At 65.5% G+C, this 21,127-nt stretch carries 19 protein-coding genes, 1 tRNA gene and 1 pseudogene; 10 read left to right on the top strand and 11 right to left on the bottom strand.

Going from position 1 to position 21,127, the window contains the following annotated elements:
• The first annotated feature begins 129 nt into the window (after positions 1-129).
• Positions 130-1,143, top strand: a complete 1,014-nt coding sequence (locus tag MXA07_RS10450) for a PLP-dependent cysteine synthase family protein (RefSeq protein WP_247728545.1) — start codon at positions 130-132, stop codon at positions 1,141-1,143.
• A 183-nt stretch (positions 1,144-1,326) separates the two neighbouring features.
• Positions 1,327-1,731: a hypothetical protein gene (locus MXA07_RS10445; RefSeq protein WP_247728544.1), complete on the top strand. Its 405-nt coding sequence runs from the start codon at positions 1,327-1,329 to the stop codon at positions 1,729-1,731.
• A 68-nt stretch (positions 1,732-1,799) separates the two neighbouring features.
• On the opposite strand, the gene MXA07_RS10440 is transcribed toward MXA07_RS10445, so the two are convergent.
• Both MXA07_RS10440 and MXA07_RS10435 read right to left on the bottom strand, forming a co-directional pair.
• Positions 1,800-2,432 (bottom strand): hypothetical protein, encoded by a 633-nt coding sequence (locus MXA07_RS10440; protein WP_247728543.1) that lies wholly within the window; start codon positions 2,430-2,432, stop codon positions 1,800-1,802.
• Between the two features lie 807 nt (positions 2,433-3,239).
• A complete protein-coding gene (locus MXA07_RS10435) occupies positions 3,240-4,211 on the bottom strand; it encodes a transcription initiation factor IIB (protein ID WP_247728542.1) in 972 nt (323 codons plus the stop codon).
• Between the two features lie 610 nt (positions 4,212-4,821).
• Between MXA07_RS10435 and MXA07_RS10430 the strand changes: the two genes are divergently transcribed.
• Genes MXA07_RS10430 through MXA07_RS10420 form a run of 3 tightly spaced genes read left to right on the top strand, consistent with a single transcriptional unit; the run spans position 4,822 to position 7,860 of the window.
• The gene (locus MXA07_RS10430) at positions 4,822-5,493 is read left to right on the top strand and encodes a hypothetical protein (protein WP_247728541.1); all 672 of its coding nucleotides are present in this window, start codon (positions 4,822-4,824) and stop codon (positions 5,491-5,493) included.
• On the top strand, positions 5,480-5,755 hold the full coding sequence (locus MXA07_RS10425) for a DUF8156 family protein (protein ID WP_247728540.1): 276 nt from the start codon (positions 5,480-5,482) through the stop codon (positions 5,753-5,755). The genes MXA07_RS10430 and MXA07_RS10425 overlap by 14 nt, the downstream gene beginning before the upstream one ends.
• The gene (locus MXA07_RS10420) at positions 5,752-7,860 is read left to right on the top strand and encodes a type B DNA-directed DNA polymerase (RefSeq protein WP_247728539.1); all 2,109 of its coding nucleotides are present in this window, start codon (positions 5,752-5,754) and stop codon (positions 7,858-7,860) included. Before MXA07_RS10425 ends, MXA07_RS10420 begins: the two co-directional genes overlap by 4 nt.
• Before the next feature lie 931 nt (positions 7,861-8,791).
• Here the strand turns inward: MXA07_RS10420 and MXA07_RS10415 are convergent.
• Positions 8,792-8,966: transfer RNA gene (locus tag MXA07_RS10415), tRNA-Trp, on the bottom strand.
• A gap of 905 nt (positions 8,967-9,871) precedes the next feature.
• Entirely contained in the window at positions 9,872-10,786 is a 915-nt protein-coding gene (locus tag MXA07_RS10405; protein ID WP_247728537.1) for a DUF5794 domain-containing protein, read from the bottom strand.
• Between the two features lie 325 nt (positions 10,787-11,111).
• On the opposite strand from MXA07_RS10405, the gene guaB reads away from it, so the two are divergent.
• The gene (gene guaB, locus MXA07_RS10400) at positions 11,112-12,614 is read left to right on the top strand and encodes an IMP dehydrogenase (RefSeq protein WP_247728536.1); all 1,503 of its coding nucleotides are present in this window, start codon (positions 11,112-11,114) and stop codon (positions 12,612-12,614) included.
• A gap of 200 nt (positions 12,615-12,814) precedes the next feature.
• On the top strand, positions 12,815-13,222 hold the full coding sequence (locus MXA07_RS10395) for a hypothetical protein (protein ID WP_247728535.1): 408 nt from the start codon (positions 12,815-12,817) through the stop codon (positions 13,220-13,222).
• A 165-nt stretch (positions 13,223-13,387) separates the two neighbouring features.
• Here the strand turns inward: MXA07_RS10395 and MXA07_RS10390 are convergent, their stop codons facing one another.
• From MXA07_RS10390 to MXA07_RS10375, 4 genes are all read right to left on the bottom strand, one after another.
• Positions 13,388-15,127: a YcaO-like family protein gene (locus MXA07_RS10390; RefSeq protein ID WP_247728534.1), complete on the bottom strand. Its 1,740-nt coding sequence runs from the start codon at positions 15,125-15,127 to the stop codon at positions 13,388-13,390.
• 146 nt (positions 15,128-15,273) lie between these two features.
• A complete protein-coding gene (locus tag MXA07_RS10385) occupies positions 15,274-15,720 on the bottom strand; it encodes an RNA-binding protein (RefSeq protein ID WP_247728533.1) in 447 nt (148 codons plus the stop codon).
• A 28-nt stretch (positions 15,721-15,748) separates the two neighbouring features.
• A complete protein-coding gene (locus MXA07_RS10380) occupies positions 15,749-15,946 on the bottom strand; it encodes a DUF1918 domain-containing protein (protein ID WP_247728532.1) in 198 nt (65 codons plus the stop codon).
• 163 nt (positions 15,947-16,109) lie between these two features.
• Positions 16,110-17,099, bottom strand: coding sequence for a DHH family phosphoesterase (locus MXA07_RS10375; protein ID WP_247728531.1), 990 nt, complete (start codon positions 17,097-17,099; stop codon positions 16,110-16,112).
• Between the two features lie 245 nt (positions 17,100-17,344).
• Here MXA07_RS10375 and MXA07_RS10370 point away from each other — a divergent pair, with 245 nt between their 5' ends.
• Positions 17,345-17,545, top strand: coding sequence for a dodecin (locus tag MXA07_RS10370; RefSeq protein WP_247728530.1), 201 nt, complete (start codon positions 17,345-17,347; stop codon positions 17,543-17,545).
• Between the two features lie 127 nt (positions 17,546-17,672).
• Here MXA07_RS10370 and MXA07_RS10365 read toward each other — a convergent pair whose 3' ends face one another.
• From MXA07_RS10365 to MXA07_RS10355, 3 genes are all read right to left on the bottom strand, one after another.
• Entirely contained in the window at positions 17,673-18,041 is a 369-nt protein-coding gene (locus MXA07_RS10365) for a HesB/IscA family protein (protein WP_247728529.1), read from the bottom strand.
• 140 nt (positions 18,042-18,181) lie between these two features.
• Positions 18,182-19,462, bottom strand: a complete 1,281-nt coding sequence (gene hisD / locus MXA07_RS10360) for a histidinol dehydrogenase (protein ID WP_247728528.1) — start codon at positions 19,460-19,462, stop codon at positions 18,182-18,184.
• A 47-nt stretch (positions 19,463-19,509) separates the two neighbouring features.
• Positions 19,510-19,731, bottom strand: coding sequence for a hypothetical protein (locus tag MXA07_RS10355; RefSeq protein WP_247728527.1), 222 nt, complete (start codon positions 19,729-19,731; stop codon positions 19,510-19,512).
• 120 nt (positions 19,732-19,851) lie between these two features.
• On the opposite strand from MXA07_RS10355, the pseudogene MXA07_RS10350 reads away from it, so the two are divergent.
• Together MXA07_RS10350 and MXA07_RS10345 are read left to right on the top strand one after the other, a co-directional pair.
• Positions 19,852-20,223, top strand: a pseudogene (locus MXA07_RS10350) (hypothetical protein); the annotation flags it as partial.
• A gap of 43 nt (positions 20,224-20,266) precedes the next feature.
• On the top strand, positions 20,267-21,127 hold the full coding sequence (locus tag MXA07_RS10345) for a class I SAM-dependent methyltransferase (RefSeq protein WP_247728525.1): 861 nt from the start codon (positions 20,267-20,269) through the stop codon (positions 21,125-21,127).

Genomic DNA, 21,127 nt, shown 5'->3' with positions numbered 1-21,127 from the left:
GTCGCCGGAATACGTTGCCGGACGAGCGATTGGGGACGACGAGGTGACACACGAGCGGTACACGCCGCCCGACCACCGCGTTCGGTCGTCAAGCAGGGGTTTTACGTGTCGATAACCAATCCGACTGCAATGAGAGGCAGCATCCTCGAGACCATCGGGTCGCCGCTGGTCGAACTCGACGGGCCGGAGGGGGCGACGATCGCGGCGAAGGTCGAATCCGCCAATCCCGGCGGCTCGGCGAAGGACCGGCCGGCGATCGCGATGGTTCGGGCGGCCGAGCGCGACGGCCGGCTCGAACCCGGCGATCGACTGGTCGAACCGACGAGCGGGAACACCGGTATCGGCCTGGCGATCGTCTGTACCGTCCGCGGGTACGACCTCACAATCGTGATACCTGACGGTAAGTCGGAGGAGCGACGGGAACTCATGTCCGCCTACGGAGCGGACATCGAACTCGTCGACGGAGATATGTCCGACGCGCGCGAGCGAGCGAACGAACTCGAAGCCGAGGGAGCCGTGCAGCTGGGCCAGTTCGACGACCCGGCGAATCCCGAGGCGCACTATCAGACGACGGGCGCGGAGCTCCTCGATCAGGTGGACGGGCGGACCGTCGACGCCTTCGTCGCGGGCGTCGGCACGGGCGGGACGCTCACCGGCGTCGGCCGTCGGCTACGCGAGGGGTTTCCCGACGTCGATATTATCGCCGTGGAACCGGAGCGAAACCCCGTGCTCTCGACGGGCGAGGCGGGATCCGACGAGTTCCAGGGCATGGGACCGGGGTTCGTCAGCGAGAACCTCGACCGATCGCTGATCGACGAGGTGCGCACCGTCGCCCTCGAAGACGCCGAGGTGGAGTGTCGCCGTCTCGCCCGCGAGGCCGGCGTCCTCGTCGGTCAGTCGAGCGGCGCCGCGAGTCTCGTCGCCCGGGAAGTCGCCACGGAAATCGCCGATCCGACCCAACACTGTCCCGAACTCCCCGACGGGATCGATCGGCGGTTCGACGCCGCGCAGGTCGACGGCGAGGTGACGACCGACCGAACGACGCGCGCCGACGGCGGCATTGAGAGTGACGACTGCCCGCTCGTCGTGACGGTGTTGCCCGACAGCGGCGAACGCTACCTCTCGACCGGTCTCTTCGAGTGATCCCCTCGCAGTCGACGAATCGGTCGCCGTCTTCTGATGCGACGCTTCGGCACCGCAACGGTAGCCGCTGTGACCGGTGCCTCGAGCGCAACAGGGTGTGGAACCGGATCGAATGGGCTGTCGAACGGCCGTACCCGGCCGCGGAGAGTGAACGTTTACTTCCTTCGGCGCGGACGAGGTCCTATGGGATCGGAATCGACGCGGGACGGCTCGCCAGTCGACGTCCTGCCGAGCGTCGAACCGGGAGACGAACTCGAACTCTACTTCGATCGGTACAACCAGGGGTATTCCGAGACGCCCCAATCGCCCGTTCGGTCGACCGTGACCGACGTCGAGCGGACGGAATTGACCGAAGAGGACGACCTGCTCCCGGGCACGCTCGTGACGGTGTCGTTGACCGTCGCGCCGGACGACGAGAAGGCCGACCGGTACTGGCTGGAACACCGGACCGAACACGACGGCGACGAGACGATGCGATCGGTGAGCGACCTTCTGTACGAGGATACCCTCTTCAGCGCGATGCCGACGACGGGGCAGGTCGGCCACATCGACAGGATCGTGGTCGATCCCGACCGCGAGGACGAGTAGGCGGGAACGGAAGCCTCGCTTGAGTCGAGGGACCCCGAGAGAATCGACGCGAGTGCGATTGGACGGTTTCAGGCGGTTCGGCCGTTCGAGCCGAGATCAGCCGCGTTCGCCTTTCGGAATCCGACGATCGTGAGCAGCGCCAGGACGACGACGAGCGAGCCGACGATGACGTTACTCGTGACGATCAGTCCGGTTCCGATGTCAACCGCGATACCGATCGCGATGACGCCGACCGCGAGCGCGGCGGCGACGAGCGGGAGGAAGACCGCAGAAACCGTGTCACGGCCCGCGCGCACGACGATCAGCGAGCCGACGATCGCCAGTGCGAGCCCGCCGAGGATGTTGAGGAACATGTTGTAACTGAAGCCGGTGAACAGGATCGGCGACCAGAAGATGAGGGTGCCGAGTCCGGCGATGAGCCCCGCGGCTCGAACGGAGTACGAGCGTATCGCCTCACTCCGCGACCGCGTCGGCTCGTCGGTCGTCGAGTCGCCCGCTGGCGGTTGGTCGGACGGCGAGTCGGTGCCCCGTTCGTCCCCGTCGAGCGTGCCGGTCGCCGGTTCGGACGCCTCCGCCGTCGACTCCCCGTGGACCGACTCGTCCGACGACTGGGCGTCGGCTGTCGAGTCCGCGGGTGTCGAATCGTCCGATTCGGTTTCGGCCGGCGTCTCGACGAGGTCGCGATCGTCATTCTCGGCCATACACGGCCGTTGGAACCAGGGGTATGTGAATATATCCACTTCGACCCGGCGAATGGGAACCGTCGGGCCAGTTTGGTCCCATCCCTACAGTCGGACGTGTGATTACTCAGCGTGAGACGGCTATTGACACGGTGGCCCCATTCCTGCGTTCCGAGTCCATAGTACTCCGATCGAGACCCCCGCTGCCTCGACGAGCGGCTCCGACGGGATTACTATCGATCACGCCCGCCGACAATCTCATCCGCTATACGTCTGATGAAATATGGAAATTCCGCCCTGATCGCCCCTCTTGTCGGATGTATTATTTAAGCGCGCGAGTGCGTTCATATGTCGAACCGGATATTAAATCTGATGAGACTTATTACGCCGTTCATCGGATACTGACCGGTGAGGAAGCGCTCTCCCCCGAGTGGGGGTGATTGTTGTTCGGCTACATTCCAGGAGTGGCGATCGAACGCACGGTCGACGTCTTCCGGCCCGCGTGATGCGACTCGCCACCGTCCGCGGACGTCTGGCTTTCTGGAGAGTTACAACCAGTGACGGTAGACAGAGAACAGCCACAACGGTTTCTGAATGTCGTGCACGGCCATGTCGGCGAACTGTTCGAGGCAAATCACTCTATTTTTCAAATCCCTCGATAACGGTTTCGAGCCGTTGGTCCCGCTCGACACGGTCGGCGACCTGCAGTCGATCCGGCCAGCACGGCGTTTTCCGAAGAATACGCCACTGTAAATACACTGAACTCGGAGGAAAGAAGGTCTCTGCGATCACTCCAACTCCATCCTGCCACCCGATTCAGAACCGGTGTCAGGTGTGAATTCCCATGGCCTCGATCTGTTCCTGGTACCGGTTCCGGATCGTTACCTCGGTCACCTGCGCGACCGCCGCGACCTCTCGCTGGGTTCGCTTCTCGTTACAGAGGAGCGCGCTCGCGTAGATCGCCGCGGCGGCGTACCCGGTCGGCGATTTCCCGGATAACAGCCCCTTCTCGGCCGACGTATCGATGACCTCGTTCGCCTTCGATTGGACCTCCTCCGGGAGATCCAGCTCGGAACAAAAGCGGGGGACGTACTGCTTCGGGTCGACCGGTTCCATCTCGAACCCGAGTTCGTGGGAGACGTACCGGTACGTTCGCCCGATCTCCTTTCGCTCGACGCGCGAGACGGCCGCCACCTCGTCGAGCGATCGCGGAATCCCCTCCATTCGACACGCGGCGTACAACGTTCCCGTAGCGACGCCCTCGATCGACCGGCCGCGAATCAAATCCTCGTCGAGCGCGCGTCGATAGATGACGCTCGCGACCTCGCGTACCGAACGCGGAATCCCTAACGCGGAGGCCATTCGGTCGGTCTCGCTGAGCGCGAACTGGAGGTTGCGCTCGCCGGCGTCCTTCGTTCGGATTCGTTCTTGCCATTTCCGTAGCCGGCTCATCTGGGTGCGTTTCTCCGCCGAGAGGGACCGCCCGTAGGCGTCTTTGTTCTTCCAGTCGATCGTGGTGGTCAACCCACGATCGTGCATCGTTTCGGTCGTCGGGGCGCCGACGCGAGATTTACTCTCGCGCTCCGCGTGATTGAACGCTCGCCATTCGGGACCGTGATCGATCGCTTCCTCTTCGAGTAGCAACCCGCACGCTTCGCAACTCAGTTCGCTCCCGTCTGCGCTTCGACGCAGCGACGCTGACTCACACTCGGGACACGACCGCGCGTTCTCCTGCTCAGATTGGTCGACCGTTGTCTCATCGTCGCGTTCGTCGACTCGCACCCGCGTAGAACGATCCATCAATCGAACTGAAAGATGGGGCGGAGACAGATAAACGCTGTGCGAAATCAGGGCGTCAATCGCGGCGTCTCGTCGCATCGATTCGAGATGTCGTGGGTCGAGCAGCTGCCGGCGATACTCGATACCTTCCGCGTAGCTGTCGGACAGCGCATCGACGAGACGGTCGGTGCCCTCGGGGTCCGTAGACGGTAAGTGAGCCCCGTCCGCCCTCAGTTCGGCTCGTGAACGCGACGCGGAAGACCGAGGCGTTGTGGTCCAGATGGTGGTACCGAACATCGTCTCGTTCTGCACCTCTTCGATCGACATCGGTCCATCGAGAACTCGGTGCGATCGTCGACGATTGTCTCCCATGCACGGACTGTTCAAGTCATTCGCGAATGCTCGATCGTCCATTCACCCACGGTTACGGAAGAAATCGAACCCGCGGTACCTTCTTCGAAGAGCTGCGAGGGGGAGACGAGTATTTCATTTGAATAATTTTATGTTGTGGCATCGTCGCTACCAGGTGCGGGTTCAAAGATCATATTATTGGAAGGAAGTTGCCACCTTATTTCGGAAAATTGGAAATCGGGCCCCGATTGATACATCCCTCGGGCCAAATTCGTGGATTATGCACCGATTCGATAAACCGGCTATCCCGGAACTCCCGGACCTCGAACCGGGCGTCACGCTGCTGGAATCGGACGATTCGATCACGCCGCTGCACTCGCTCGTCGTCGATCACCTGCTCATCAATGGCGGCGACGGCTACTGGATCGACAGCCACGGTCACGCCCGCACGGACACCCTGACCGACATCTCCCCGTCCGACCGGATCCTCGACCGGATCGACGTGGCGCGCGGTTTTACGCCCCAGCAGCACCACGAGCTCGTCGCGACGCTATCGGAACGCCGCATCGACCCGTCGCTCGTCGTCGCGCCGGCCGTCGACGGCCGGTACCGCGACGACAGCCTTCGATCGGCCGAGGCGACCGAGTTGCTCCTCCGGACGCTCGCGCGCCTCGCACGCCTCTCTCGACGTCACGACTGTCCGGTGCTCGTCACCCGTCTCGTCGACGACGAGGTATCGGAACCAGTATCGGAACTCGCCGCACAGACGGTGCGATGCGAGTCGACGCCACTCGGGCCGCGGTTCGTCGGCGAGGAGTTCGAGACGCTCGTCTACCCCCAGGAGGACGGCTGGGTCCAGACGACGCTGGCGTTCTGGGCCGAGGTGCTGCGCGCTCGTGAACCACTCTACCCGGCGACGCCGATGGAGGCGGCAGCCTATGGGGCGCACTAATCCGACCTACCGCGATCAGGTGCGCTCGATCGAAAACCGGTGGGGCGACTACCGGCGCGCCCTTCGCGAGCAAGAGAAACCGCACTTCGATCGGCTGTTCGAGCACGGACGCCAGTACGCCGACGCCGCCGGCTACCAGAACCCGACCGACCCGATGGTGGCGCTGCTCGTCTCGATGCACCTCGCTCAAGAGCGACGCATCGCCGATCTCGAACGGCGCCTCGACGCACTCGAAGGAGCTCTCGACGAGCGCGAATCATGACCGATGGACCGTTCAAAGTCGACTATCTGGACGGCGAGGTCGTCGAGTGGTACGCCGCGCCGGACGGGGTAGAGACCGTCTGGAACCCCGATTTTACGCCGACGATCTACGCGATCTCGGATGGCGACCTGTCGTACGAGGACCTTGCCGATCGCCTCGACCCGCATCCGCTCGCGGTGGAGATGCAACTCGAGCCGTGGCGGCGTGGCTGGCGACACGATCCGGAGCCCGTCCTCCGGATCGATGTCCCGGACATCGGCGCGGTCGACGAACTCGCCTCCTACCTCAGAGATATCGGCCGGCCGGCGGACGTGAAGTGCTTCAACGTGGACTTCTCGAGGGAGTTCCGGTACTGTCTCGAAACGGGGCAGACGCCGGCACCCGCACGAGACCTCCGGACACTAGAGCTCACCGCGCCGGCGACCGCGATGGTTGACGATGTTCTCTCGACGCTCTCGATCGACGGCGAGCGCATCACTGACGATCCCGGAGCGGTCGTGAACGGCGTCGAACGCGCTCTCGAACGTATCGACCCCGACGTGCTGATCCTCTCGTCGAGCGAACTCGTGCCGGCGCTGTACGATGCGGCGGACGCGTGCGGCCGCGAGTCGTTCGACCTGGGTCGCCGACCGGGCTGGCAAACCCTCGCCGGCGCGTCGACGTTCGAGAGTTACGGACAGGTTGGCCACTCCCCGGCTCGATACAACGTCCCGGGACGGGCGATCATCGACCGCTCGAACACGTTCTTCTACGAGCAATCCGGTCTCCAGGGCATCCTCGATCTGGCGCGTCGGTCGGGGAAGCCGCTGCAGGAACTCGCGTGGGCGTCGATCGGGAACGTCCTCACGGCGATCCAGATTACGGAGGCCCGTGAGCGGGACGTCCTGACGCCGTGGAAGTCCTGGCGTCACGAGTTCTTCAAATCGATGCGGAGGCTGCACGAGGCCGACCGCGGGGGCTACACGTTCGCGCCCGACGTCGGCGTTCACGAGGACGTCCACGAACTCGACTTTTCGAGTCTCTACCCGAATATCATCGTGACGCGGAACATCAGTCCGGAGACGATCTGCTGTGATTGTTGCGACCGGGCAGATGTCCCTGGCCTAGGGTACTCGATCTGCGACGAGCGCGGCTATCTGGCGGACGTCCTCGAGCCGTTGATCTCGGACAGAGATGCGATCAAGGCGGAAATTCGAGAGACGGACGATCCGGAGCGCCAGGACGCGCTGCGACAGCGGGCGGACGCGATCAAGTGGATTCTCGTCTCCTGTTTCGGCTACCAGGGGTTCTCGAACGCGAAGTTCGGCCGCATCGAGTGTCACGAGGCGATCAACGCCTACGCCCGCGAGATCCTGCTCGACGCGAAACAGACTCTCGAAGCCAACGGCTGGCGCGTCGTCCACGGGATCGTCGATAGTCTCTGGGTGCAGGCTCGCGAGGGGATGGACCAGACTGATCTGGAAGACGTCGCCCGTGAGATCACCACGGATGCTGGAATACGACTAGAACACGAGGGCGGCTTCGACTGGGTGGCGTTCGTCCCGATGGCTGACAGCGAGGCCGGCGCGCTGACGAAGTACTTCGGCCGGAAGCTCGACGGCGAGTACAAGTTCCGCGGCATCGAGGTCCGCCAGCACTCGACGCCGGCGTTCGTCGCCGAGTGCCAGAAAAAGTTGATAGATGTGTTCGATGCGGCGCGGTCGCCCGAGGCCGTCTGCGATCGACTCGATCGGCAGTTAGAGCGGCTTCGATCGGGCGACGTGAATCCGATGGACCTCGTCATCGAAGTGCGTTCCTCGAAGCGCCTCGAGGAGTACACGCAGTCCACACATTCGGTCGCAGCGCTGGAACGAGCCGAGGCCGCCGGGATCGGTCGCGAACCCGGCCAACCCGTCGAGTACGTGGTCGTCGACGACTCGAAAGCGGGTCGCGAACGGGTGCAGCTGCCCCACGAGGAGATCAATGGGTATGATGCAGAGTTCTACGCGACAGACCTCGTCCGGGCGGCCGAGAGCGTCCTTTCGCCGGCAGGCTGGCGTGAGGACGAGATCCGTGAGTTTCTGGCTGATCAAGCGGATTCGACGCTGGAGGCGTTCGGAGAGTGACGAAGAGTTCACGTATCCGAACGACGAACCGCCGGACGGCTACGCGTATTGGCTGTCAGAGTTTCCCTCAAAAAGCGCCTTTGAGGTCGCTGTCGTAATCGATACCGAAGGGTAGAATGTTACCTACAAGTGGACGGGTGCTGTTGATGCTGACGGCCCCGATCCACTCACGATCGAAGCGGCTCGACCAGAGACAATCAGCCATGGATCAGCCCACGAATACGAGCTCGAGCTCGAAGTCGCTAGTCCGAATGCGGACCTCGTTCGGGTCATCAGGTGGCGAGAGGAGGAATCGTATATCGAGGCCGCATCGGACGTAAGCGGGGCTGCCGTTTCGGTATCAGCAGACGATAGGCGGATCTGCGCCTTCCATATGGGGAATTGGAGAAAATAATATCGTGACGGGGCCAGCCCGCGGCAAGTAGAATCCCCACCTGAAGACGATGAACCGGTTGCGGAGCGAGGGTGGCTGACCGGGACGACCCAGTCGATCGACGATCTCACAGGTTATCTTCTCTCCAACGGGAGAGAGGCCGTGTACATCAATTTTCTCGACAACGGATGGATCATACTCGACTATCGTACCCAGGCGTCTACGGAGAGTGAGATGAATAACGAAAATAGCGACTGCCGCGTCTGCACATGCAGATCAGGTTGCATCAATGCATGAATCTGAAACGCTACATGGAATATCCGTTACTAGCTACGAGGTCGATCTCGGCGGATACTTCATCATGTATGATCGGGCTGGATCGTACGGAACGGGGTAAATCTCGTGGAGGGTATACGGAAATGTAACACTCGATACGTTCGGGTGCGAATGAGCGACGCCGGGTCGAGGTGGACGATGTACCGGAATAGTGATCGTGGATTCGCCGGTTTGCTCCGGGCTCCTAATATCCGAAGGATTAAGATAAAATTAAGGTCAGTATGGGGTCGGAGGGATTTGAACCCCCGATCGACTGATATCTCCGGTCCACCTCGGAACTCCAGAGGGTCATCACACGGGCGGTGATCAGCCGCCCGATCAGTATATCAGTCTGGAGTGTCGTCCCGGGTGGGCAACCTCTGGAGTCAGTCGCCATTCCTGGCTTGGCCACGACCCCGCAGATTTCGGTAGGGGCATTTGCCCTAAAGTGGTTTCGATTCGGGTGGTGGCCGGTTCCCAGTGAAAACTGCGAGTATTCACCCCCGACACGGACCGCTGGTATCGACGAAACAGTCGTTTCTGCCCAATTCACGCCCGCGCAGTCCACCGAGCTGTGGCTGTCCGAGCAGCCACCCTGGCAGGCTGAACGGGGCCGGCCGCAGGGAGGCCCGGGTGCGAGCGCCGGCCGCGAGCAATACCCTCGACCGAAGCGGTCGGGGCTTTCTGAGCGGGGTGCGATATTCTGACTCTATCGACGAGACTTCCGGGCTTCGCAGGAGGGCCAGACAGCGGGTTCGAACTCCAGCATCCCGAGCGCGGCGACGCAATCGGCGCAGATCCGACGATCCACGTCCAGATACCGCTCGGCACCCGCGCCGCGATGGATCGCCGACAGGCGAATCCAGTGGGACCCGGGAAGGGAGTCACCACAGCGATCGCAGGACGACGGAACCGCTGTCGGCCCCGAATCGTCCGTCGCCATCACGACACCCCGTCGTGAGCAACCGCCCACCGACGGTACAACCACTATCCAAGATTCGAGCGATCGATAGCAACAGCTGTCGATACCACAGACCGGCGAGACCTTTTTGTCTCCGTGTCCTGAACGCAATCATGGTGACTAAACCCCTTTCGGGTTTGGAAGCCACGTCTCGGGTGCGCACACACCCGGGGTATTTCTCGTAGCCCCCAACGTCGAGTGGAGACGCTGGCTTCCGCCAGGGAGCTCGAGGTGCTGGTTATTATAGCTACTGGTTAGTGGTAGGATCTACTCGCTGGGTCGGCGATTCGAAGGCCTCGGTGAACCGAGTACCGGCGGCATCGATCGTCTGGCCCCGCCAATCGACGGAGACGCGATCATACCTAGAGCCACGGCGCGCGTTCGGTGCCGTCCACGTCCGCATCACCGGAGTATCGACCGTACGCCGTCGGTCGGTCGTCGCTCGTCTCGGCGTCGGAGTCGTCTCCGTCCGCGATCGCCTCTCGCTGCCCACCGTCCGCGCGGTGAACGGCCGGTGCCGTCGCAGTCGGGGAGCGCTGGGACGTCGTCTCGTCCCCGTCCGGATCGAAGGCGAACAGGGCGGCGACAACGAGGACGGCCAGCGGGGCCTGCCCGAAGGCGACGCCGAGCAGGGACAGCGGCAGGAGTCCGAGCGCCAGCGCGCAGCCGAAGCGGAAGCGATCGATGTCGACGTGCGAGCGCAGGTGCGGGCCGAACGCCGCGAGGGCGAGTGCGAACGAGACGCCGACCACGGCGGCGAGCGTCGCGTTTACGACGAGCCACGGATCGGTCAGGACGGCCAGGCGCGCCCCGGCCGGGTCGAGACTCGCGACGAGGCCGAGCCCCACGATCACGCCGGGGCTGGGGAGGTACTCGCCGACGGTGGCGCTCGCGGTCTTCGCGGCGATCGCGGCGACGACGAGCGCGGCGAATCGCTTGAAGATCCCCAGATCGAGCACGCTCTCGATGGCCGGGGCGACGGCCGCCTGCGTGGCGGCGAGCAGGATCAGCGGAACACCCACGGTGAGGACGACGCGGATCTGCGCCCGCGGATCGCCGTCCATCTCGGCGAGGATCACGGCGACCGTGGCGCTCCCGCCGAAGATCAGCAAGCCGACCTGGATCGCACTGAACGGATCGTCGAGCGCGCCCGAGAGCACGAGCGCGGGGAAGATGCCGTCGATCAACGGCAAGCCCATGACGAGAGCCAGCAGCGAGGCGTCCGAATCGCCGAACGCCTGGAGTCGCATCGCGACCGGATGCTGGGAGGCGCTCATCTATGCGGGCGATGGCCGTGACCCTTGGCCGAGGAGGTGGTGTCTCCGGACTGGCGAACGGACGGATCGCACGAGAGCCAGTTCCGTCCGCACTGGAGACCCCGCGCTGTAAGCGGCAGGTTCCCGAAAATAAACGCCGAGACGAAGTCGAAACTCGTCCAACCGGCGATACGGGAATCGGCTGCCACTACAGCGGTCATGTACGATACCTGAGGTGCCACGGTAGTAAGCGTTGCGTGAGACTGGGTTCCACGCCCCAGAGCGACGGATCGGTCCCGCCACTCCGTCTCGCAACGCTTTTGGGGGCGACGACGGGACAGTTTACATGGCGAACGAGACTCCACCTGAGGACTTTTACTCGGAGAAATTGCGCGTTCCGGAGGCCCTCACGTTCGACGACGTGTTGCTCAAACCCAAAGAGAGCCGCGTCGAACCCGACGAAGCGGACCTCACCTCGCGCGTCTCGAAGGGGGTCGAAGTGTCGGTCCCGATCCTGTCGGCGGCGATGGACACCGTCACCGAGAGCGAGATGGCGATCGCGATGGCCCGACACGGCGGCCTCGGCGTCCTCCACCGGAACATGACCATCGATCGGATGGTCGAGGAGATCGAACGCGTCAAGCGCGCGGACGAACTCATCATCCAGCTCGACGACGTCGTCACGGCCGATCCCGAGATGTCGGTCCGCGAGGTCGACGAGCTCATGGCGCGCGAGGGTGTCGGCGGCGCGCCGGTCGTCAACACTCGCGGCGAGGTGCTCGGCATCATCTCGAGTACCGACATCCGTCCGCACCTGGAAGTCAACGAAGACGATCCGGTCACCGAGGCGATGACGGACGAGGTCATCACCGCCCCGGAGGAGATCGGCCCGCGCGAGGCCTTCGACCTGATGTACGAGCACAAGATCGAGCGCGTTCCCGTCGTCGACGACGAGAACCTGCTCGTCGGGCTGGTGACGATGCAGGGCATCCTCCAGCGCCGCGAGTATCAACACGCCGTTCGCGACGCGGATGGACGGCTCCGGTGTGGGGTCGCCGTCAGCCCGTTCGAGCGCGAGCGCGCGGACGCGGCCGACGACGCGGGGGCGGACGTCCTCTTCATCGACACGGCCCACGCGCACAATCTGAACGTCATCGAGGGGGCTCGGGAGATCGCGACCGCAGTGGACGCCGACGTGGTGGTCGGTAACGTCGGCACCCGCGAGGCGGCCGACGAACTGGTCGACTTCGCCGACGGAATCAAGGTCGGCATCGGCCCCGGTTCGATCTGTACGACGCGGATCGTCTCGGGGGCCGGCATGCCACAGATCACCGCCGTCTCCCAGGTCGCCGACGTCGCCGCGGCCCACGACGTCCCCGTCATCGCCGACGGCGGCATTCGCTACTCCGGCGACGCGATCAAGGCCATCGCCGCCGGCGCGGACGCCGTCATGCTGGGGTCGTACTTCGCGGGGACCGAGGAGGCGCCCGGCCGCGTCGTGACGATGAACGGCAAGAAGTACAAGCAGTACCGCGGCATGGGATCGGTCGGCGCGATGAAATCCGGCGACGGCGATCGCTACCTGAAGGAAGAACCGGACGAGGAGGAAGACTACGTCCCGGAAGGCGTCGAAGCCGCCACGCCGTACAAGGGCACGCTCCAGTCGGAACTGCACCAGCTCTCCGGCGGGATGCAATCCGGAATGGGCTACGTCGGCGCGGAGACGATCCCGGAATTCAAGCGACGCGCGGAGTTCGTCCGCGTCTCGGCCGCCGGCCAGACGGAGGGCCACGCCCACGACGTCGTCATCACGGACGAGGCGCCGAACTACTCGCCGCAGTCCGAGTAGCGCCAGTTCCGTATCGCTTCTCCGACTGAATCCGGCCGATCGAAATCCGGTCGACCGGAACCGGCCGAGGCCGTCGAGCCGAATGATCCGGCCGACTGATTCTTGCCGGGCGCATCGAGTCGGAACGGTCCGGTCGATTCGTCCCAGAGCGGGCCGACCACTTCGTAACACTCAGTACGATACGGCGGCTAGACCCGACCGTGAATCGACGGACCCTCCTCTCGGCGCTGGGCGGTCTGGGCGTGTTCGGCTTCGCCGGCTACCTCGTGGCCGAGATGCGTCTCAGCCTCCCCATCCTCATCAGAGCCCAGAACGAGACGGAGACCAACCGGAACATCACGATCGAGGCCTACGAGACGGGGTCGGACCGACAGACGTTCGAACGGTCGTTCAACGTCCCCGCGGGCGGCACGGCCACGCCCGGACGACTGTCGAACTCGGACGCCTACGTGGCGGTCGAGTTGATGGAGGCGGCCGAGCGGAGGGAGGGATCCGAACCGGTCGTCAGCGACACGGCGGAGACGTTCACCGGCGAACGAACCCAGCGAATCACGGTCCGGATAACCGAGGACGGCCTCGAACTGGAGACGGAAAGCCGGGACAACTGACGGAACTGCGTCTCGATGACCCCGGCGACCAGCGTGGCGTCCAGAAAACCGTGAGCGTCGCGTCCCGTTCGGAACGTAACATTGGTGATCGAACGAACCGGCCGCTTCTCCCGCATCCGCTGCCCCCACTCCGACGCCCTGCAAGCGCCGCCGATCGCTCGCGGGCTAGGGGTACGGGTGCGGGTCGCGATCGAGTCGCGGTTCGTAGCCGAGCGATTCGGGGACCGATCGCGCCCGCTCGCCGAAGAACGGCGCGTCGGTAAAGAGCGGCTGGGCGTCGGGGACGACGACGCGGACGGCCTCGAAGCCGATCGCCGCGACGTCGCGAGTTGTGAGCTTCGCAGCGAAGGCATCGAGCGCAGCGTCGTCGAGGCGGTCGAGGAGCTCGGAGACGGCCGCGGCGCCGGTCGGCGGCGCAGCAGGACCCACGGTCGATGCGTCGACCGTCGCCTCGGCGTCGACGAACGACCGCGCCGCGTCCGGAAAGCGGCCGTAGCGACCGATCCAGGCGCCGGCGTCGTCGGCCTCGTCGGGGCCGATCGACCGGAGTTCCATCCAGTTCTGGGCCGCCTCGGCGAGCGCGTCGCGGGCGGCGGCCGCGACGTCGAGCGAGGCGGCCGAGCCGACCGCGAACGCCGGCCACGCCGGGTTCGACCCCTGACGGGAGACGGCGACGCTGACCACGGGGACGTCGACGTCCTGCGTCACGAGCAGCGGCGTGACGGTGAGGCCCTCGCTCGAGAGGCGACGGGCGAGCCGGTCGAAGGCCTCGTCGTCGAGTTCGAGTTCGAGCGGGTCGTACGTCGAGTACCAGGCAAGCATCGTCGCGTCGCGTTCGATCACTTCGGTGAGCCCCGAGACGAGCGCGTCCGCCGTCGAGGAGCCGAGGCCGAGGCCGGTCGTGATCGACGGGAGGACGCCCCCGTCGGGTTGCGGGAAGTGAACCGCGTCCGCGGGCAGGTAGGTCGGGTCGTCGCGCCGGAGGTCGCGTCCCCTGACCCAGCTGATCGGTTCGTCCGGACCGGGCGTTTCGGCGTCGTCGGGCCTGACCAGGTCGCCGGGTTCGACGACGGACTCGAGTTTGGCGGCCGGCGAGACGGTGAAATCGTCGTCCGTGTAGACGCCCGCGCAGTAGCGTTCGAGTCCCTCGCCGATCGCCTTCACGAACGCGCGATTCCAGTCCTCGTCGACGCCGGCCGCGTTCTGGGCGGCCGAGACGTCGCTGTAGGCCGCCGTCTCGGCGAGCGTCGCCAGGTAGTACGGCGTCGGATAGGAGTCGACCTCCCCGATCGACCGGACGAGCCCGACGCGGTCGTCGATCGCCCGTTCCATCAGGTCGACCGTCTCGTCGAGCGTTCGCTCGCGGTCGTCGGTCGGGTCGAGCGACCGATCGCGGCCAGTCGACTGGCAGCGACACCCTTCGACGGGGTGAAGCTCGCGACGCGCGTGGGGGAGCTCGACGATCGACCCGACGATCGATTCGCCCTCCCCGGCGAACCAGCGGATACACTCGCGGCCCGCGATGGCACCGGCGAGGCGAACGGTGGCCCGATCGGCCCGCGGATTCGCGGTGGTGGTGTGTGACTCCCTGGTCGATCCGATCCGGGCTCGCAGACAGTCGTAGCAGGCCGTCTCGGGTCCGAACCCCGTTATCGCCGCGTCCAGGTCGGTGAACGTCCGCCCGCCGATGCCGCCGACCTCGACCGCGATCCACGGTGTCGACCCCGCACGCGCCTGCCTCGCAGCCTGCGCGATCGTCGGGGAGCCGGCGACGTCGGTAACGATGGCCACGGTCGCCTCGGCGAGGTCGTCGACCGACGCGTCCACCAGTCCGATGTCGACGTCGGACAGCGCCGCCTCGACCGACTCCCGAACCGGGTCGTCGCCGACGAAGTGTACGTCCATGGCCTTGCAGACGGATCGATCCCTGAAAAATGTCGCGTTACGTGGACCGTCCCCGGATTGACGGCCCGAGAGAGACCGTCCACAGAGCCGCCGACTCGGAAGGGACCGACCTCACGAGCGGTTCCGGAAACCCGTCTCCGGATCGCTCACTCGTTCGCATCCCCGCACTCGACGGTATCGAGGAGACTGCGCGCGTTCTCGACGGCGGCCTCCCGCGTCGCCGGATAGGCCTCGACCTTCGCGCGGAACGTGATGCCGTCGCCCAGTCGGACGTCGCCGTTGAACGCCGCCTGTTTGTCGAATCGGAGGAACAGTTCCGTGTTCTCCGTGACGCGGTCGTCGAGTTCCCCGCGCAGGTCGTCGATGCTGGGCAACGTCGCGACGGTCGAGAGCACCGTCCGCATCTCGTCCGCTCGCTCGACGCGCGCGGAGAGGATGACGATGCGATCGCCGTAGTGACCCTCGGTTTCGTCGCGCTCGATCTCGAACTCCTCGGGGAGGAACAGCCGCAGGGCTTCCTCGACGCGCGTCTCGTGTTCCGTCGCGTAACAGAACGTTCGCAGGTCGACGTAGTGTAGGGGTAGTTTCGCCATTGGCGGGACCCGAGACCGGGTTCGTCGGCTATTCCTCGTCGTCCGCGTCGGGCGCCGGTTCGAGCTGATCTTCCGGGACGCCCGTCTCCTGGCCGTCCTCGAAGCTGATCGTGTAGGTGGTGTCGCCGAACATGGACTCCATCGTCTGGGTCACGGTCCCGACCTGGCCGTCGAACTCGCTGTGCTTGTCCGAGAGTTCCACGCGGTCGTCTTCCTCGAAGCTCATACTCGACGTTCCCCGTCACTCTGTAAAAAGGGACTGATTTCGAGCCCGCACGTGAATCTACTCGGCAACCGCCGCTCGACGGGAGGAGCGCGGCAATCGGGCGGAGACGGACGGTTGAGCGGCCCGGTTCGAGGGACCACGTCGATCGGACCGCTTCGACCGATCACACCGCGTCGAAGAACCGGCGTTCGATGCGCCGATCGAGGAGCGAGAGCACGCGCGCTGCGTCCTCGTGATCGTCGAACTCGCCGAAGATGCCGAGCTCGATCCGTCCGCCCGCCATATCGTGGTGCCCGCCGGCGGTCCCGAGGTCCCTGAAGGCTCGCTTCAGGAGCGAACCGGCGTCGACTCGCGGGTCGATCGAGCGCGCGCTGAGCCTGATCGTGTCGCCGACGATGCCGTAGGTGAGGACGGTGTTAATACCCTCGACGTTGAGCAGGTAATCCGCCGCCTGCGGGAGCGCGTCCGTCTCGCTCGTCTGCCCGACGCTCGCGAGCAGGGCCGACCCGCGCTGGCGGCGCGAGCGGATCGCTCGACCGATCGCGTCGATCGTCTCCGGCGTGAAGGCGCTGCCGTAGAGCTGTTCCAGCGATTCGAGATCGGCCGTCTCGTAGACCGCCAGCGCCGCCTCGTACTCCGCGAGCGTGGGAGACCGAACGAAGTCCAGGCGTTCGCGATGCAGCGCGAACAGCATCGCCGTCGCGAGTCGGCGGGTGAAGTCGACGTCGAGGCGCTCGAAGTACTCGACGAAGATCGTCACCGTCGCACCGAAGTCCGGTCGAACGTCCACGAATCCGGCGTCGATCTCCCCGTCGGGGTGGTGGTCGACGATCGCGTCCGGGCGGATCGATCGGTCGATCGCCGAGTTCCCGCCGACGCGGGAGTGATCGACGAACGCGACGTACTCGTCGGTCAGTGAGACGTCTCGCCCGTGGACCAGGTCGATCGCGAGCATGTTGACGAAGGCCCGGTTCTGCTGGTGGGAGAGCTCGCCCCCGTAGACGATCGTCGTCTCGGAGACGTCCGCCTCCCGTGCGATTCGCTCGAACGCCAGGGCGCTCGCGAGGCAGTCGGGGTCCGGATCGTCGTGACAGACGATGGCGACCGCCGCCTCACCTCGCAACTGTTCGGCGAGGGTCTCCGCGCGACTCATACCGGTCGGACGACGGCCAGCCGCAAGAATCCGCCATTTCGCGTCACCGACTGCAACTGACCCTCACGGACACCGACGGCCGTCAGCGAACGTGAGACGAGAGTGAGACGGGCCACCGGCGAAACGGGATCGACGCTACAGAGACAACCCGGTGGCGAAACCCCGCTCGTTGACCCGAGAACCCCTCCAACCGCCGCCGACCGGACACACTTTGATTACGGATCGTCACGAAGGTGGCCCCGTAGATGGTTTTCAAGAAGATCACCCTGATCGGAACGAGCGAGGAGAGCTTCGACGCCGCGGCCGACGACGCGATCGATCGCGCCGAGGATACCCTTCAGAACGTCTACTGGGTGGAAGTCGACGAACTCGGCGTCGAGATCGCCTCCGTCGACGAGCGACAGTACCAGGCGGAGGTGACCGTCGCGTTCGAACTCGAAGACTGAGCCACAAGCAGCGTCCGGCCCACATCCGCGTCGTCGTCCTCGGCACCCTGCGACGGCCGACGCCGACCGGTCCGGTCGAGAACGGCGATGTTGCGGACGGGACGGTCGACGGAGTAACTAGATCGACTCAGGTGCGGAACGATTCGCCGCAGCCGCACTCGCTGACGACGTTCGGGTTCTCGACGTGGAATCCCTCCGCCTGGAGGCCGCTCTCGTAGTCGAGGACGCTCCCCTCGATGTACTTCAGGCTGGCCGGATCGACGAAGACGCGCAGGTCGTGGTGGGTGTAGATCGCGTCGTCCTCTTCCGGTTCGTCGTCGAAGCGCATGCCGTAGGAGAGCCCCGCACAGCCGCCCTGCTGGACGAATAGGCGCAGGCCGGCGACGTCGTCGTCCAGCCCTTCCTGGTCGAGCAGCGAGAGGGCCTGCTCGGCGGCGGCCTCGGTGACCTCGATTCGTGGCTGAGAGTCACTTCCGGTGGCCGGCTCGGTACTCATAGGGGATGGTACCGGGCCGACGGTGTTAACGTTGACGCTCCGGACAGTGTCGGTCGGCCGATTCGACGTCGGGTGCGGAGGCAGCAGACGGCGCTGGGGTCGCCGCGGGACCGGCTCAGACGCCGCGTCGGAGCGACCGATCACTCCTCCAGTCGCCGACGGACGCTCGCCGCGTGCGCTTCGAGCCCCTCGGCGTCGGCCAGCGTCGCGATGGTTTCGGAGAGATCCTCGAGAGCCGAGCGAGAGAGGCGCTGGACCGTACTCGCACGGAGGAACGTCTCGACCGAGAGCCCGCCGGTCACGCGAGCGCCGCCGTTGGTCGGCAGGACGTGATTCGTTCCGCTGGCGTAATCGCCCGCGGCCACCGGCGTGTGGGGGCCGAGGAAGACGCTCCCGGCGCTGTCGATCCGATCGAGGAGCGACTCGTCGTCCGCGGCGAGGATCGCCAGGTGCTCGGGCGCGAACGACTCCGCGAAGAGGATGGCCTCGCTCATCGAGCGGGCGAGCAAGACGCCGCTGGCATCGTTCGAGAGGGCGTCCTCGATGACGTCGGATCGATCGCGGTCGGGGAGCTGGGCCTCGACGGCCGCGACGATCTCGGTGGCGAGCGTCTCGTCGTCGGTCAGGGCGACGACGGGCGCGTTCGGGTCGTGCTCGGCCTGGGCGAGCAGTTCGCTCGCGACGACGGCCGGATCGGCAGTCTCGTCGGCGAGCACGAGTACTTCGCTGGGACCGGCCAGGACGTCGATCTCGACGTCGCCGCGAACCTCGGCTTTCGCCGCGGTCACCCAGCGGTTTCCGGGGCCGACGATCTTCTGCACGCGGTCGACCGTCTCGGTCCCGTAGGCGAGCGCGGCGATCGCCTGGGCGCCGCCGACGCTGTAGACGGCGTCCGCGCCAGCGGCGTAGATTGCGCCGAGCGTCACCGGGTTCGGGTCGTCGGCGGGCGGCGTGACGACGGCGACGTGGTCGACGCCGGCGACGACGGCCGGAACGATTCCCATGATCGCGCTCGACGGGTAGGCCGCCGCGCCGCCAGGGACGTAGACGCCGACGCGTTCGATCGGCCGAAACCGCCGGCCGAGTTCGCGACCGGCGTCGAATTCGCGCCGCCAGTCCTCCGGCAGCTGGGCCTCGTGGAACTCCCTGACGTTCTCGATGGCGGTCTCGATCGCCTCGCGCACCGGCTCGTCGAGTTCCGCCCACGCGCGCTCGCACCGGTCGGTACACTCGAGATTGCCCACCGAGACGTCGTCGAACTCCTCGGTGAAACTGCGGACGGCGACGTCGCCTTCGTCCCGCACGCGTTCGACGATCGATTCGACGTCGCCCCTGACGGCGTCGATCCCGGCGTCGCGCTCGAAGAGCGCCCGCCGCTCGTCGGGTCCGAGGTCGGCGACCGCCCTGACGATGAGGTCCATACCTCCGCTCTCTCGGGCACGCGAAAAATCCTTTCTCTCCGCCTGCGTTACTCGTCGCCCACCTCGATTCGCCAGACGCCCAGCCAGTCGAGCGTGGCCCGGACGAAACAGTAGACGACGAGGGCGAACCCGACGAGGGCGAACGGTGCCTGCAGGTAATCGGCCGTCGGCCGACCGACGACCAGCTGGCTGAACCCGCGGACGAAAAAACTGACGACGAGCAGTCCGATCGCCACCGCGGCGAGTTTGACGAAGCCCTGCCGGTCCATACGGATCCGACTCGGTTCGGTCACATAACCTCTATCGGTTTTCCGGCAGGGCCCGAAACGAGCCTCGCACGACGCGTCGATGGGGACAACAATCAATGAGTGGGGGGACAAACGGTGGACTCGATGCTCGAACGGACGCTTCACTGGCTCGGCTACGCGCTCGCGCACGTGCTCTTTCTCGGCGCCCATACCCCGTCGGCGGTCGTCGAACGACTGCGACTCGCCTACCGCGTCGTCGGCGTCGAGATCGTCGAGACGCCGCAGGTCGACGGCGTCGAACGGACGATCTTCCTGTGTCCGTATCGGGATCTGGCGGCCTCGCAGGTCGGGCAAAAGTGGCTCTGTCACGAGAAACTCGATCGCGTCGACGACGGCTACGTGACCTTTCTCAGGCGCCACCGCGACATCGATTACCAGCGACCCCGGTGTTGCACCGACATCGCCTACTGCGAGGCCTCGGAACACTGCTATTCGGAGGTGAGTCGACTGTGAACGAGCCTCTCCCCGGGCCGTTCGATCGAGACACGGACCGACGATGACGGCCGCCGATCGAGTCGAACGGCTCGCGGCGCAGTTCGATCCCCGATCGGACCGCACCGACGTCTGGCGCGGCCTCGCGCTCGTCCTCGATACCGACGCGTACCTCAATCTCGGCTACTCCGGACGATTCAGGAGTTACCTCGTCGGCGATCCCCAGGCGCGGCTGGTCGACTTGGTCGTCGACCGCCTGGCCGAGACGCGGACCGATCCGGCCGGTGAGCGGCTGCTCGACCTCGGGTGCGGGCGCGGCGAGCCGATCGAGCGCGCCGCGAACCGCCACGGCTTCGACGGTATCGGGGTGGACCTCGTTCCCGGAAACGTCGATCTGGCCCGGGCGACGTCGCGAACGGGGGCGGCGTTCGTCGTGGGGGACATGGGCCGGTTACCGATTCGCGATCGGTCCGTCGCGGCGGCGATGTCGATCGACGCGATCGCGTACGTCCCGGATCGATCGGGGGCCTACGCAGAACTATCGCGCGTGCTCGAGGAGGGTGGGACGGCAGTCATCTCCGATCTCGTACTGCGGACCGATGAGAACGACGCCGGCGACGCGATCGAACGATTCGGTTCGGCCTGGGACATCCCGCCGCCGGAACCGTTCGCGAACTACCTCGATGCGGTCACCGCCGAGGGACTCGAAGTGGTCGAGGTCGAACGGTTGACTCCCCGCAGCATCGGGACGTTTCGCAAGTGGTCGCGGCTGTTCCTGGCGCTGGCAACGGGGCCGTCCGGACCGGTCGTTCGGCGCCTACTCGCGGCGAGCGGGATGAACCCGTCCCGCGTCGTCGAACAGGTGCGCGCCGCCCATCGGGTGCTCCCAGTACTGGAGCACGTACTGCTCGTTCTCGAGCGATAA

This window comes from Halovivax limisalsi (assembly GCF_023093535.1).
Classification (GTDB): domain Archaea; phylum Halobacteriota; class Halobacteria; order Halobacteriales; family Natrialbaceae; genus Halovivax; species Halovivax limisalsi.
This window is presented reverse-complemented; position numbering and strand designations above follow the sequence as displayed.